At 50.7% G+C, this 15155-nt stretch carries 9 protein-coding genes and 1 pseudogene; 5 read left to right on the top strand and 5 right to left on the bottom strand.

Annotated elements, in window-relative coordinates; genetic code table 11:
- The first annotated feature begins 153 nt into the window (after positions 1-153).
- Both TY10_RS29005 and TY10_RS17910 read left to right on the top strand, forming a co-directional pair.
- Positions 154-852, top strand: coding sequence for a hypothetical protein (locus TY10_RS29005; protein ID WP_155985936.1), 699 nt, complete (start codon positions 154-156; stop codon positions 850-852).
- Between the two features lie 668 nt (positions 853-1520).
- Positions 1521-4827 (top strand): annotated as a pseudogene (locus TY10_RS17910) (OmpL47-type beta-barrel domain-containing protein).
- An 83-nt stretch (positions 4828-4910) separates the two neighbouring features.
- Here TY10_RS17910 and TY10_RS17905 read toward each other — a convergent pair.
- The 5 genes from TY10_RS17905 to TY10_RS17885 all read right to left on the bottom strand — a co-directional run bounded on the left by TY10_RS17905 (position 4911) and on the right by TY10_RS17885 (position 10105).
- Positions 4911-6374: an FAD-dependent oxidoreductase gene (locus tag TY10_RS17905; protein WP_238327760.1), complete on the bottom strand. Its 1464-nt coding sequence runs from the start codon at positions 6372-6374 to the stop codon at positions 4911-4913.
- Positions 6375-6577: 203 nt separating this feature from the next.
- Entirely contained in the window at positions 6578-7429 is an 852-nt protein-coding gene (phnE, locus tag TY10_RS17900; protein ID WP_081735349.1) for a phosphonate ABC transporter, permease protein PhnE, read from the bottom strand.
- A complete protein-coding gene (gene phnE / locus TY10_RS17895; RefSeq protein WP_042166347.1) occupies positions 7426-8217 on the bottom strand; it encodes a phosphonate ABC transporter, permease protein PhnE in 792 nt (263 codons plus the stop codon). Before phnE (TY10_RS17895) ends, phnE (TY10_RS17900) begins: the two co-directional genes overlap by 4 nt.
- Positions 8214-8987 (bottom strand): phosphonate ABC transporter ATP-binding protein, encoded by a 774-nt coding sequence (gene phnC / locus TY10_RS17890; RefSeq protein WP_042166446.1) that lies wholly within the window; start codon positions 8985-8987, stop codon positions 8214-8216. The genes phnE (TY10_RS17895) and phnC overlap by 4 nt, the downstream gene beginning before the upstream one ends.
- Before the next feature lie 140 nt (positions 8988-9127).
- Positions 9128-10105: a phosphate/phosphite/phosphonate ABC transporter substrate-binding protein gene (locus TY10_RS17885; RefSeq protein WP_420329418.1), complete on the bottom strand. Its 978-nt coding sequence runs from the start codon at positions 10103-10105 to the stop codon at positions 9128-9130.
- Positions 10106-10299: 194 nt separating this feature from the next.
- On the opposite strand from TY10_RS17885, the gene TY10_RS17880 reads away from it, so the two are divergent.
- The 3 genes from TY10_RS17880 (at position 10300) to argH (ending at position 15152) form a co-directional block, all read left to right on the top strand.
- Positions 10300-11907: a bifunctional metallophosphatase/5'-nucleotidase gene (locus TY10_RS17880; RefSeq protein ID WP_042166344.1), complete on the top strand. Its 1608-nt coding sequence runs from the start codon at positions 10300-10302 to the stop codon at positions 11905-11907.
- Between the two features lie 218 nt (positions 11908-12125).
- Positions 12126-12596 (top strand): MEKHLA domain-containing protein, encoded by a 471-nt coding sequence (locus TY10_RS17875; protein ID WP_042166342.1) that lies wholly within the window; start codon positions 12126-12128, stop codon positions 12594-12596.
- A gap of 1011 nt (positions 12597-13607) precedes the next feature.
- Entirely contained in the window at positions 13608-15152 is a 1545-nt protein-coding gene (gene argH, locus TY10_RS17870; RefSeq protein ID WP_042166340.1) for an argininosuccinate lyase, read from the top strand.
- The last annotated feature ends 3 nt before the right edge of the window (positions 15153-15155 follow it).

The raw sequence follows: 15155 nt of genomic DNA, 5'->3' as shown, positions 1-15155 counted from the left end.
AGGATGAAAGAAGATTCCAAGCTTTTATCGTCCGAATTAATTATTGGGACGAGAAGGGCGGCTCATTGGGAGATCAAATTTTTTATATGCAGCCACAGCTATATGGAAGCGACCTTCGTTCCTACGTGAAGTCGAGGGAAGGAGGCGACAGCCGTGAGTAGAGCCTTTTACCGGATGAGCTGGGGACTCTTGCTGACAATAGTGGATATTCGTCTCGGCTTTTTCGATATTTCACCTGATTTTATCGGCTATTGCATGATTTGGAGCGGTATTCAGTCGCTAGAGAACTACTATAGCGATTATCGCAAAGCGAAGCCATTTGCAATTATATTGGCAATTGCTTCGTTGAGTGAGCTGCTGCCATTCTGGTCAAGCAACGGTATTCAACTAACCACTAATGAAGTCGTATTTTCACTGCCCAGCTTATTTTATTCGGGGGCAGTCATGCTAGCGTTGCTGCTTATGCTGGACAGCTTCTTATCGAAACTTCATAAGCATGCTTTGCAAGAGGGTAATGTGGGGTTAGCCTACAGCGTTAGAGGCAGGAGACGTTTCTTTACATTCGTATCAGCCGCTGCCTTGATTGTCTTCCCCTTCGGCATGAACGCAACGAATGATGTGCTTCTAGCGATGATACCTCTCACGCTTGTTGGGATGCTAGCGTTAATTATCGTCTTTTTCACCTTAAGGAAGGCGGGAAAAACATTAGTCCCCGCTGGCAGCAGTAGTGATAATAATTTTGTGCTGGAGGGAGAGGTCGATTCCCGGGAGGAGAGCGAGGAATTCGTACCTGCGGATGAGTCCGATGATTCTTCGCTTGCCCCGCCGAATGAGGGGAACGAAAAAACGTAGCTTCGACCGGGTACAGTAATATGCAACGAGTATTGTAAAAGATGGAGCAGCCTCGCGAGGGGCTGCTTTTTTGCTGTGTGAGGATTTGCGGAGTCAACGCGGACTCCTATTGTTGAAATAATAATGGCTTCGCAAATAGCGAAGCTGATATGCACGCTGCCGAACTGGGCGGCCACAGCCGCAAGGGAAGCAGCTTCGCAAATAGCGAAGCCGAGATGTAAGAAAGTCGCTGAACTCGGCGAACTCGGCGCAGTCAGAGCCCGCGAGCGAAGCAGCTTCGCAAAATAGCGAAGCGAATTTCGCTGTGGATGTATCAGCAGTGGAAGATAGTGGCATTTGCGAACTAAAATTCGCTATCCGTGAACCTTGGTTCACGAATAGCGAATTTTAGTTCGTTGTACCTCTACGGCGTGATTAACTGGCAGCTTGCAGCGAAGAAAGGTTCGCTAAATTGCGAACCTGCTTCGCTCGAGTGAGCCTTTCGATACAGAGGTCAGGGACTATGGACTTTAACAGGATAGTCCGATTGTAACGAGTCGCTTTTTGTCGTAAATTGGGTATTTCAGCGCCAGCTTGGCCTTTACAATAACCTATCACTTCTGCCAAAAATATCGTGCTAAACTATTGGCGGAATCAAACTACGTCTATCGAAAATTAGGAGGCATGGGATGAGAGGTCTGGAGTTTTTTAAGAAGAAAGGTGTCAAGCTGGCGATCCTGTTATCACTCGTACTGTCGATTCAATCCGGATTAATCCGCAGCTATGAAACGGTACATGCAGAAGGGCCGGTCGACCCGGCGCCGTATATTGAAGCAAAAGTTGTGAATGGAAATGCAGGCAAAAAAGTGCTGTTCGACAATACGCACGCCCAAACAGCGGGTGCAGCGGACTGGGTGATTGACGGCGGCTTTTCCGACTTTGGACAAGCGCTTGCTGCAGACGGCTACTATGTCAAAGAGCTGCGCAAAGCTTCGCCTTTCAACTTGGATGACTTGAAGGATTATGACGTATTCGTTATCGCTGAACCCAATATACCGTTCAAGCAAAGCGAGCAGGCTGCCATGGAGCAATATGTGCAAGGCGGCGGCAGCATTTTCTTCATCGGCGATCATTATAACGCGGACCGTAACAAAAATCGCTGGGACGGCTCGGAAGCCATCAACGGCTACCGCCGCGGAGCTTGGACCGATCCGGCTAAAGGCATGAGCGCTGAGGAGAGAAACTCTGCAGCTATGCAGGGTGTAGTCAGCTCCGATTGGCTGAGCGACAACTTCGGCGTCCGCTTCCGTTATAACGCGCTGGGAGATATTAATGCGAACAACATCGTAGCACCTAACCAAGCTTTCGGCATTACACAGGGTGTGAACACCGTAGCGATGCACGCCGGATCGACGCTTGCAATCACTGATCCGACGAAAGCCAAAGGCATCGTATACCTCCCGCAAACGAATGCAGCTTGGGGCAGCGCGGTTGACCAAGGCGTCTACAATGGCGGCGGTGTTGCAGAAGGACCTTATGTGGCTGTAGCCAAAAAAGGGCGCAGGCAAGGCCGCTTTTATCGGTGACTCCTCGCCGGTTGAAGATGCAACTCCGAAATATTTGCGCGAAGAGACAGGCGCTAAGAAAACGACATACGACGGTTTTAAAGAACAAAACGACGGAGTTCTGCTCGTTAATGTGATTAACTGGCTCTCGAAGAAAGAGAGCTTTACAAGCTTGGAGCAAGTGGCTGGCTTGCAGCTCGATCAGCCGACAGCGCTGCTTTCGATGGAAACGCCGGCTTTGTCGACAGAGCCACAGGCAGAGCCATGGTCCGCGCCGGCAGCAGGCTACAAATGGTATGACAGTTCAACGTTCAAACCGGGCTCTTATGGCGGTCCGACAGCTAGTGCCCCGGCAGCTTACAGCTTCGTAAACCAGGCGCAGCTTCCGAATGCGCAAGACTTCCAGATTCGGGTTGTTGTAACGAATTTGGCTCCCAATACAACGGTATCAGGCTTTAGCGCAGGTATTTATTTGACCGGCGGTACGCAAGTCGCATTGTTCCAAAAGGATGACGGCACTTGGCCGACGGCATATGGCTACAGCTCAAATTTCAGCGTTACCGCGGATAGCAAGGGACGTGCTGTCAAGGACCTCACGGTACGGATTAAAGCGGGAACGGTCAGTAATACGGCCAGCCTGCGTCTCCGCTTGAACGGAACCAACTTGATCACCAATACAGTGTCTATCGCAAATGTACCAGCAGAACCGCTCCCCGTAGAAGAAGGCCCCATTCCGGCGAAAATTACAGTAGCGGAAGCACGGGGCAAAGCAGAAGGTAAGACGGTTACGGTTGAAGGCGTCGTAACGACAGAGCCGGGCGCATTTGGCGGCCAGGCGTTCTACCTGCAAGACGCTACGGGCGGCATTTATGTCTTCCAATTACAAAGCGGCTTCCACCAAGGTGACGTTGTGAAGGTTACCGCACCGCTCGCGTTGTACAATACTGAACTGGAGCTGGCTGATGTTGCTGCCATTGAGAAGACAGGAACAGCTTCGCTTCCAGCGGCAGCCCAAGTCGGCGCTATTACCGATGGCCTGCAAGGGCAGCTTATTCAACTCACCGATGTGAAAATCAGCAATATTATTACAGCAGCGCCTGCCGGTTCTTTTGAATTTGACGCTGTAAAAGGAAATGTGAGCAACCATGTTCGGGTTGATGTCCGTACAGGATTGACGCTTGCGAACTTCCCTTACGCAGAAGGCGATGTTGTTGATATTACCGGCGTAGCCGCTATTTTCAAAGGCGTATATCAGCTTAAACCTAGAGGCATCAGCGATTTCCATCATCAAGCGGATAACGCCGCTCCGGTGACGACAGCAACGTTGTCGGCTGAACCGGCTTCCGGAGCAAACGGCTGGCATAAGGAAGCAGTGACGGTCACATTGAAGGCAGTTGACGATCAAGCAGGCACTATTAAAACGTACTATACGATTGACGGAGGCAGTGCAGCGCTTTACAATGGTCCAATTGCAATCGGCACCGAAGGTGTTCACACACTTCGCTATTATTCGGTTGATGCGGCTGGCAATGAAGAATCGCCGCATGCTTTGGAAGTGAAGATTGATTTGACAGCACCAACTGCAGTGCTGACACAAAACGGCGGAGCAGTTAGCGATGTAACAGATACGGCTCAGCTGATTTTTGAATTAAAAGGAACAGACGCGCAATCCGGTATTGCTTCCGAGAGCTTGCTGCTTGATGGAAAAGCAATTGGTAGCGGCCAATCACTGAATGCAGCAACTTTGGGCACTGGCACCCATACACTAGCGTATACAGTGACGGATTTTGCCGGGCATTCTGCACAAGGCAATGCATCTTTCAGTATTACGGCTTCAGAAACGCCGAAGGCAACAGGAGCGCCTGCCAAGCCGGTCCTTTCCGACAATAACGGGCAAGCAAGCGGCCTTCGTGGCGGCAGCTATACAGTCACTATGAATGTATGGTGGGGCAACAACGGCTCGGAATTCAAGCTCTATGAGAATGGCGTGCTGATCAGCACGAAGCGCGTGACGGATAACTCCCCGGCAGCGCAAACCGTACAGGCAGACGTTTCCGGCAAAAAGAACGGTACCTACATCTATGTAGCGGAGCTGACTAACCGTTTTGGAACGACGACGAGCGCACCGCATGTTGTTCATGTAACGGATGCTGCACCGGGTAAAGCGGTATTGTCCCACAACAATTGGAGCGGCAGCGGAAGCTACAGCGTGACGATGAATCTGTGGTGGGGAACGAATGCAGCGGAATACCGTCTATACGAAAATGATAAACTGATCGATACGATAAGCCTGAAGGAAGCTACCCCGAATGCGCAAACAGCAGTAACGGCAATTGAAGGCAGAGCACCGGGCCGGTATGTGTACCGCTGCGAGTTAGTCAATGCGGCAGGCTCGACATTTAGCGAGACGATTACGGTACAAGTAAAATAGCAGCATGAAGCGAAAGGACCTCACAACCCGCTGAACAGCGGGGAGTGAGGTCCTTTTTCTAAATCCAATTACGGCCTATTACATTAACCGGCAAGAACGATGTTGAAATCTTTTTTCAAATACTTATGAATTCGCTTGAAGTCATCTGGCGTAAGCTCCTTCAGCCGCTTGTGGCCTGATTCACGGCCGATAATGATGCCGATCGTTTGAGCGGCCGTAGCGGTATTCGGCATAATTCTCGCGCTTCCGTAAGCCTGAATCGATGCACCTACATTTTTACCTGCTACAATGACATTCTCGTAAGCTTTGAGCTGGAATGAACGCATCGGCATGCCATAGCGGTCCGTTAAACCAAAGCCGATTCCTGTCGGTATCCGTTTAGTAGCCTGCAGATCCATTCCATATCCGCCAATGCTCACATTATCCCAAAACATTGTGTTCGTCTTTAGATCGTTTTGCTGAAGAATATGCTCTGTTTCAAAACGGTTATAATCTCTTACGTAGAGGTAGTCCGGAAAGCCGTCGAGCTCGGCTTTGGCAAAGCCGGGAATGTTCTGACGTAAAAATTTCAAAATATGCGGAGCCTCTGCCGTCCCTTTGGCAATAGCCGCTTTAACCGATTCCGGATTGGACGGGTCCACGTCAAAAATAAGCAGCGCATTCATAATGGCATAACCGTTCTTCTGATTGAGCGTATTCATTCCTCTTAGCACTAATTGCGAATCAGTAGTTTTGTACTGATTGATTAAATTTCCGAAGCCGGTCGCAATCATCCAGTCGACATAGGTGTTCGGACCGTACTTCTTCTGAACGTTCGTCAGCGGATAATCCTTCAGAATCGTCTTATGAAGCTTGGACCAGTCCACGTTTTTGAACTTGATCATCAACGTTGCGGACATATATTCTGGCGTAGAATCCTTCTTAGAGACAAGGCTTTCCATTCCCGGTATCCGCTTAAGATCAAGCAGGCCTGTAAGGGCGTTGAAATCTGTATTTTCGACCCAGTAGTTCGCTTGCACTTTACGCGTTACGCCGTCTTTCGTTTTGTAGGTTACTGATTTCAGAGACTTTTCTTTGCCTAATGGCACCGTTTCGATTGTCTGAATCTTAATGCCCTTCTCAATAGGAATTCCCCGGATTAAGTGATTGAAATATTGATTGAATTCATGTGATTTGCGAATGGTTCCCGACTTATAAGCGTCAAATAGATATTTAATTTCTCCCTGCACGATACTTTTGTTCTCCCGGTCATTAGGGATATCCAGAAACTGCATCTGTCCTTGAATGAGCTCGCCTCCAGTTTGAGTGCGAGGATCAAGAATAAGAACGCTTTTGCGTGCTTTGTGAACTTCTTTCGCCAATAGAACGCCTTGAATTTCGCTGCCGATGACGATTACGTCATAGTAGCTGCAATCTTTGCCGCAGGACGCTTCTGCTTGCAAATGCGGTTCGAATGAGCCTGGTGCAACGAGTTGAAAAATAATCGATAGCATGACGACAACCATAATGATACGAGCGGCTTTAGAACTTTTTAATCGATTAAACAAAGCTGTTTATCTCTCCCCTGGAACAATAATGGATGGAAATATAATATTTTCCATAAAGAAATATAACAACCTTGAGGTTAACATAGAATGGCGAATCTATCAAATCCAAATTTCAATAGAATAGGGAGGCCTTCTAGGAACTGAAACTGCAAGCTCAGCTCGAAGAAGGCGCATTATGGTAGGGGATAAACGAGGTTATTAGACTAGACTAGACGTTTGCGGATCAAGCCGGAGATCGCATCGATCGCGGTAATCATAACGATGATGCCGAGCAAAATAATGCCGACGCGGTCCCAATTGCGTGTGCTCAGCGCGAAGATCAGCGGGGTTCCGATGCCGCCGGCCCCGATAACGCCGAGAATGGTGGCGGAGCGCACATTAATCTCGAATCGGTACAGCGTATAGGACAGGAAGCCCGGCAGCACCTGCGGAATAACGGCGAACCATAGCAATTGGAGACGATTCGCTCCTGCTGCGGTCAGCGCTTCTAACGGGCCGCGGTCAATATTTTCAATTTCATCGGCAAACAGCTTGCCAAGCATCCCGACGGAATGAAGGCCAAGCGCCAGCACCCCGGCGAAGGAGCCTGGACCAACGGCTTTTATAAATAAAATAGCCATGACGATCTCAGGGAACGTGCGGATGATGCTCAGCAGCAGCTTGCCTGAACCCGATATCGCGCCGGAGCGGCTCATATTGGTTGCCGACCAGAAAGCGAACGGAATGCAGATTAGCGTAGACAGAAAAGTGCCGCCAATCGAAATGGCGAGCGTATCCAGCAAGCCGCGCAGCAAGTCCTCGCCGTCAGGCAAATAGACATAATCCCAGTCGGGGGAGAAAATGCCGCTAATAATCGCTTTTGTAATTTGAGCAGCCGTTTCTTTAAAGCCGGTGAACGGAATGCCGGCAAGCGCCCAAGCATAGACGGCTATAAGCGCAACAAGAATGAGCCAGCGATAGCGGTTTTTGCGCGGTTTGGGAACGAGGGTATCCCATGACTTGCCCGCTCGAACTGTAGGAATCGTCTTGTTTGTTGGATTCGAATTTGTCCTCATAGCAGCTTCTCCCGCAGCTTCGTGCTTGCAAAATCGATAATGAGCACGATAGCCAATGTGAAAATAATGATGGTGCTTGTTTTGTCGTATTCGAGGAAACCAAGCGTCACTTCATAATAATGTCCGATACCGCCGGCTCCGACGAGGCCGAGAATCGCTGCGGCACGGATATTAATCTCGAACGTGTACAGCGTGTAGGACATGAAATGAGCCTGAATTTGCGGAATCACGGCGAAAATAATCTTTTGCAGCCGGTTCGCTCCAACGGATGTCATCGCTTCAAGCGGCCCGTGATCGATCGTCTCCAGCGCTTCATATGTGAGCTTGGCAATAAGGCCGATGGAGAACACGGTCAGGGCGAAGATGCCGGGCACTGGCCCAAGGCCAAAGATCGCGACAAACAAAGCTGCAAGCAGCAGGTCAGGTATCGTTCTAATGAGATTCAGCAGCAGCCGGACCGGGTAGAAAATCCATGCGCTGCCTACCATATTGCTTGCGCACAGCAGCGCTATCGGCACAGCGAGAATCGCACCAGCCGTCGTTCCGATGAGCGCCATGCGGATCGTCTCCAGCATCGCATCTGTGATTTTTTCAAAGTAGCTCCACTTTGGCGGGAACATTTCCCGCAGCAAATCCATCATATTGGGCAATCCGCTGATCAGCTCGCCGAAGTTGGCCTCCGTCTGAATAAAGCTGCCCCACAGCAGAAGGATAAGCAGTGCTCCGGTCATATAAAGCTTCAGTCTTCCCGGCGGCTTAGGCCGTTTCAGTTCGGTGTTCGCTTTCATCCCTCAAGCTCCCCTAGCAGCTCGTCCCGCTTGATTGGACGACCGTAGATTTCGGCGAATTTCTCATCCGTAGCTTCTTCCACCGGCCCATCGAATACAACCTGGCCCGCGCGCAGCCCGATAATTCTCGTCGCATATTCCCGCGCAAGGTCGATAAAATGCAAATTGACGATCGTCGTGATGCCCAGCTCTTGATTGATGTTTTTCAAATCGTCCATGACCTGCTTCGTCGTGAGCGGGTCAAGTGAGGCAACGGGCTCGTCGGCTAGTATGATTTTGGCTTCTTGCGCGAGCACGCGGGCGATTGCGACCCTCTGCTGCTGGCCGCCGGACAGCTCGTCTGCACGGGCATACGCTTTTTCCACAATGTTCACGCGATCAAGCGCCTGGAAGGCAAGCTCGGTATCGCTTTTCGGAAACAAACCCAGCAGCGTCCGCCAAGTGGAACGGTAGCCGACCCGTCCGGCAAGCACATTCCGCAGAACGGAGGAGCGTTTGACCAGATTAAAGCTTTGGAAGATCATGCCGATATCGCGGCGGATAAAACGCAGCTTTTTCCCGGAGGCTTTCGTAATGGAAGCGCCATTAATTAGAATTTCTCCTTCGCTTATGTCATGCAGCCGGTTGATTGAGCGGAGGAGGGTTGATTTTCCGGCCCCCGACAAGCCGACAATGGCGATGAATTCCCCTTTATTAATCGTCAGATTAATATGGTTCAAGCCTTTGGTCGCATTGGGATAAACTTTGGATACGTTGCGGATTTCGATCATTTTCATAGGGGGATCCTTCCTTTTCGCTTCATAAAAAGTACAGCCAGCACGGGCTGCGCCCACACTGGCTAAATGCCTAGCTGATTATGCGATTGAATCCGTCATCGGTTGGCGTCTATAGCGTCCTTATAAATAACTGTCTACTCGGTTTTTACTTTTTCGCCGTATTCGCGGACGATGTTGAAGATGCTGTCATCGGATTTAACATAGCCTTCGTGCGAGTAGATTTCTTTGATGATGGCGTGGCCGTCCGGATCATTGCCGATATCGATGAAAGCTTGCTGCAGCTTAGCGATCCACTCTGCACTCATGTCGGAACGAACGGAAATTGTATCGTTAGGGATAGGCTCCGTGAACGTAAGTACGCGAGTATCTTCGAATACCTTCGGATAGTCTTTACTTACAACGTTGCGTGCATCTTGGAAAATCGCTGCCGCATCGACATCGCCGTTTAATACAGCGATAACACCTTGGTCATGCCCTTTAACCGTTACAGGTACAACGTCCTTCAGCGGATCAATGCCGTTCTCCAGCAATTTGCCTGCCGGCCATACGTAGCCTGCGGAAGAAGTAACGTTTTGGTAAGCGATCTTTTTGCCTTTCAGATCGGCAACGGTTTTAATTGGCGAATCTTTTTTAACGATAATCATCGATTTGTAGAAGTCGACCAGATCTTCCGTTGGAGCGCCAGTCTCGTCTTGTACGCCGAAACGCTGCGCTTGAAGGATAACTTCAGCTGCGCCTTTTTGCTTAGCCAATACATATGCGGATGGAGGAAGGAAGCCGACGTCGATTTTTTTCGAAGCCATTGCCTCGATAATCGTGTTGTAGTCGGTCGAGATGCTTACTTTGACGTCAATGCCAAGCTTGTCGCTGAGCAGCTTCTCAAGCGGCTTCGCTTTTGCTTCGAGCGTGTCGGCGTTTTGCGAAGGTACGAATTGTACCGTCAACGTTGTTGGCGCATAGCCTTCCGGTTTCGGAGCTTCAGTGGCCTCAGGTGTATTTGTCGCTCCGCCATTTGCAGCGTTGTTAGCCGGGGAATCGTTTTTTGCGCCGCAAGCGCTCAACAGGGACACGGATACTAACAGTGATAATACGACTGCCGTCATTTTTTTCAATTCCAAAACCCTCCAGAAATAGTTTGTTTTTTGGTTGCTTGTTCACTATAGGGAAAGTTTATTAGCTGTCCGTAAACGGTGGTATAAGTATTTGTAAATGTAGGGGACAGGCGTTAAAAAATAGGAGGCGTCCTGTTAAACTAACGTTGCGTCCCTGATGGACATTAAGCTGGAGTTGGGAGAGGGTGCGGAAAATGAATAGGACAATGACAGACAGCGGCTTGTATCGTTTTACGATTCTGGCGACGAGCGATGTACACGGACAGATCGTTCCTATAGATTATAGGACGGGTACACATAGAATGGCTTCGCTTGCAACTCTGGGTACTATGATTAGAAAAGAAAGGGAAGCTGCGCCGGAACTGCTGCTCATCGACAACGGCGATGCGCTGCAAGGAACGCCTCTGGCCCATTATGTGTCCAGGCTGAGTAGTGAGGCTCAGATTCATCCCATCGTTGCGGCGATGAATGAGCTTCAATATGATGCGGCGGTACTTGGCAATCATGAGTTTAATTTCGGAAGAGAGCTTCTGGATAAAGCGATTGGCCAATCAGCCTTTCCGTGGTTCTCCGCAGGCATCGCAGATCAGACAACAGGTGAACCGGCTTTCGGCAAACCTTATCTGATTAAAATGCTGAACGGCGGCTCCATTAAAGCCGCGCTGCTGGGCGTGACGACGCATTACATTCCGAACTGGGAAAACCCGGAGCATATATCCGGCCTTGTTTTTCATGATGCATTAGATTCGCTGCTGAGCTGGGCAACTCGCATTCGGGAAGAGGAGCAGCCTGATGTGATCATCGCTGCCTATCACGGCGGGTTGGAGCGGGATTTGGCGAGCGGCGAGCCGACTGAACGATTGACGGGAGAAAATCAAGGCTACGCGATGTGCCAGGCGGCGAAGGAAGCTGGAATTGACGTGCTCATTACCGGCCATCAGCATCGGCTTATTGCAACTGAAATAGCAGGAGTGACTGTCGTCCAGCCTGGTACGGGCGGGCAAGCGTTGGGGAAAGTAGAAATTGTTTTTGAGCTGGAGCATGGAAAATGGATCGTAAAGGAGAAGCAAAGTGAACTGCTGCTTCCGGATGAGCGGACGATTCCTGACGCCCGGGTAATGGAAGGGATGGAGAAGGCGGAGGCAGGTACGCAGATTTGGCTTGATCAGCCGCTTGGCTATGTGACTGGAGATATGTCAGTTGGCGATCCGCTGACGTGCCGGCTTGCGGATCATCCGTTTCTATCCTTTATTCATCGGGTGCAGTTGGAGGCTTCGGGCGCCCAGCTGTCGGTTGCGGCGCTGCTTAGCGAGCAGCCCTCAGGCTTTGGCGCAAACGTGACGATGCGGGAGGTGCTGGCGAACTTTATGTTCCCCAATACGCTGATTGTGCTGCGTCTGTCTGGACGCGATATCCGAGCGGCGCTTGAGCGGACCGCTGATTATTTCCGGCTCGCAGGGGATGGCAGCCCGATCGTGAACCCGGCCTATATAGAGCCGAAGCCCCAGCATTACAATTACGATATGTGGGCCGGGATTGCCTACGAGCTGGACATTAGGCGTCCCGTAGGGGAGCGGGTCGTCAAGCTGGAGTGTGGTGGAGAACCAGTTGCGGATGAGGACAGCTTCGGCGTTGTCATGAACAACTATCGGGCGAGCGGTGGCGGCGACTACGAAATGTTCCAGGGCAAACCTGTCGTGAAGGAAATTATGGCGGAATCGGCTGAGCTGGTTGCCGATTATTTCCGCCGATACGGCACGATAGCGGCTGAGTGCGATAACGGCTGGCGGGTTATCTATTAGTTAGATGCTTATTGTGATTCTGCAGTCTTTGTATGCAGAATCTTTTTTTTACTTACTAGCAATCATTCGCACGCAGCAGCTAGAGTCGCTTTCTTGCATGCATTTCTTGCATGGATTTCTTGCAGCAAGCGTCATTTATTACTAGGATAGAATGTAGAGTAGACCTTGGATTGCAGCTGCAGACTGTACACTGCATCAAGTATAGGGAGTGTGTTCGGATGGATAAACAAAGAACGGGTGTAGGTGCAACTGAAGCACATAGCTGGCTGCTGGCGGGCAGCTTCAAGAAATGGACGGGCAAAGAGCTGGTGCCATCGCTAGAGGGGGAAGGCAGCTTGTCCGAAGCGCTGTTTGAGGCGCCATTTGTCATATTGTCTCACGGAACGGAAGCCGATCCGGTATTGAATTATGGAAATGCGGCGGCGCTCCAGTTGTGGGAGATAACCTGGGAGGAGCTTACTTCAACCCCGTCCCGTCTGACGGCGGAACCGATGGAGCGGGCCGAGCGCGACCGTTTCTTCGAACAGGTGACGGCTAACGGATTCGTAGACAATTATACGGGCATCCGGATATCCCAGTCAGGCCGGAGATTTTACATCGTGAATGCGATCGTCTGGAATTTGATTGACGATGCGGGCGTGTACAGGGGACAGGCGGCTGCTTTTACTGAGTATAAGTATTTGGATTAAAATGAGTTCAGGTCAGGTCGGGTAGATGTGAGCCAATCTCCGGTACTATAAAAGTTAGAACTGCAAAATTTCCCTATACAGCTATTGCGACATTGGCGCTGCTTCGAAGGCAGACCTAAGCGTGAAGAAGCAAGGGGAAGCTACACCAACGGACGCAAGTTATGAGGAGAGCTTTACGGCTCCGTGAAATAGCAATCAGGTTCGCTGTGGCGGAGAAAACTCGGCTAATGGGGAAGTACAAGTAACTTGAAGTTAGTAGTGGGGACGAATTTTGGAGTCCTACGGGTACGAAGTCGAAAATAGCGAAGCTGGTTCGCAAAAGAGTGAACCGAATTTCGCTAGTTCTAAGGTACAGTGAGTGGAACTGCCCCGCAGCGAACCAAATTTCGCAATTGGAGAACCAAGGTTCACGAATAGTGAAGTTTGGTTCGTTGTAGCATAGCGCGTCCTGTTGATGGAGTTCTACAAGAAACCTGGGTTCGTTAAATAGCGAATCAGGTTCGCTGTGGCAGAGATGGCTCGGCGAGATGGGTACGTACAAGTAACTTGAAGTTAGTGGTGGGATGGGGTTGGAGATCTAGTGGTACGATTTCGAAAATATCGAGGCTGGCTCATTAAAGGGCAGTATGATAACAGGCAAGCTAGCGAAATGCCCCACAAAAACCAATTCCAAAAAGGGTTGAACACTTCTGAAAAGAGTGTTAGTATTAATCATACAATTCCGCTTGGAATAATTTAATTAAGAGTGTGGCCGGATAACCGGAGGTTTCTTCGCTGCAGAGCAGCACGAGGCCTTTTTCTGTTTTTTGCCGTCTATGAACACCACTAATAATCATGATTTTTACCGGACGGCCAGAGAGGGCGCATCATGCGACCTCTCCGGCTGTTTGCTATTGTAAAGCGCATCGGTTTAGCCGCTTCCAAAAGCGTGGCAGCCGCATACGCTTTAAGCGCAGCTGGATGGCGAACAATAAAAGCCAGCGCTGCGCCATAAAAGGAGGCAGAGCGAACATGGCAATTACATCCGAACAGTCGCAGCAACACCATGAACCGGAAAACGAAGCGTCTGCGTTCCCGGGAGCCGCATATGCGAAAGCGGTGCTTCAGCCCGCTTACGATAATGCGAAGCAGCATTTGCTAGAGCCGATGCTGGCTATTCATAAAGCGCATCTCATTATGCTGAGGGAGCAAGGGCTCATCAGAAAAGGGGATGCTGAGCTGACGGCAAAGGCGCTGCTCCAGTTAGATACAGATAAGCTGCGAACGGGTACGTACAGCGGAAAATTCGAAGATCTTTTTTTCGAGGTAGAGCACCTGCTGCTGGAATTGTCGGAGGAAGCATCAGGCAATCTCCATTTGGCACGGAGCCGCAACGATATGGGCATCGCAATATACCGAATCGTACTCCGGGAAAAGCTGGCATCCGCAATAACCGAAGCGCAAGCGCTCCATGAAGCGCTTCATAGCTTTGCGGTCCGGCATGCGGAGACGATCATGATTGCACATACGCACACGCAGCAGGCGCAGCCGACGACAGTTGGCCACTATATTGCGGCAGTGATAGATTCGCTCTCCCGTGATCTCCGCAGACTGAAGGCGGCATACGAGGGATGCAATCATAGCAGCCTGGGAGCTGCGGCGCTAACAACATCGGGATTCCCGATAAGTCGGGAGCGGGTCGCTGAACTGCTTGCCTTCGACGGACTGATCGAGAACAGCTACGATGCGGTCAGCGGTGCCGACTATGTTGGTGAAGCGGCAGCGGCTGTTCAACTGGCAGCTATTAATTTAGGACGCTTCGCTCAAGAGCTGCTGCTGTGGTGCATGCAGGAATTCGCCATTGCCCGCGTAGCGGCACCTTATGTGCAGATCAGCTCCATCATGCCGCAAAAACGAAATCCCGTGTCGATCGAGCACGTACGCTCGCTTTTGTCCAGCGCCGCTGGCGATGCGCAGACGGTACTCACGATGATTCATAACACGCCGTTTGGCGACATCGTGGATACGGAGGATGACTTGCAGCCCTATGCATGGCGCAGTCTTGGAACGCTTGAATCGGTGTACCGGCTGCTGAGTAAAGTGATCGCAACGCTGGAAATCAATGAAGAGGTGCTCCGCCAACGTGCGGCGAACAGCTTCGCCACTGTAACAGAGCTGGCGGATACGCTGGTCAGAGAGGAGGGGCTCAGCTTCCGTTCGTCCCATTCTATAGTTAGCAAGCTCGTCACTTCAGCTGTGAAGCGGGGAGCAGGCGTAGGTGATTTAAATCTTGTCAGCCTCAACGAAGCGGCCGCCGCCGCAGGCGAGCACAAGCCGCTTAAGCTTTCTGCCGAGTCGTTGCGTAAAGCGCTTGATCCGGAGAATTTTGTCCGGGTCCGTACTCTTCAGGGAGGGCCAGCGCCAAGTGAGCTGCGACGTGCGCTTGAAGCACAAAATTCACGGCAAACTGAGCTTAAGCGCTGGCTTGAGGACAATGATCAGAAGCGGAAAAAGTCACTCAAGCACTTGGACATTATTTTGAACGAATGGCTGGCTGAAGCAAGCAACCCCCAATAGGAG

The sequence above is a fragment of the Paenibacillus gorillae genome, from assembly GCF_000513275.1.
GTDB lineage: Bacteria > Bacillota > Bacilli > Paenibacillales > Paenibacillaceae > Pristimantibacillus > Pristimantibacillus gorillae.
The sequence above is the reverse complement of the archived record's forward strand: the minus strand, read 5'-3'. Positions and strand labels throughout refer to the sequence as shown.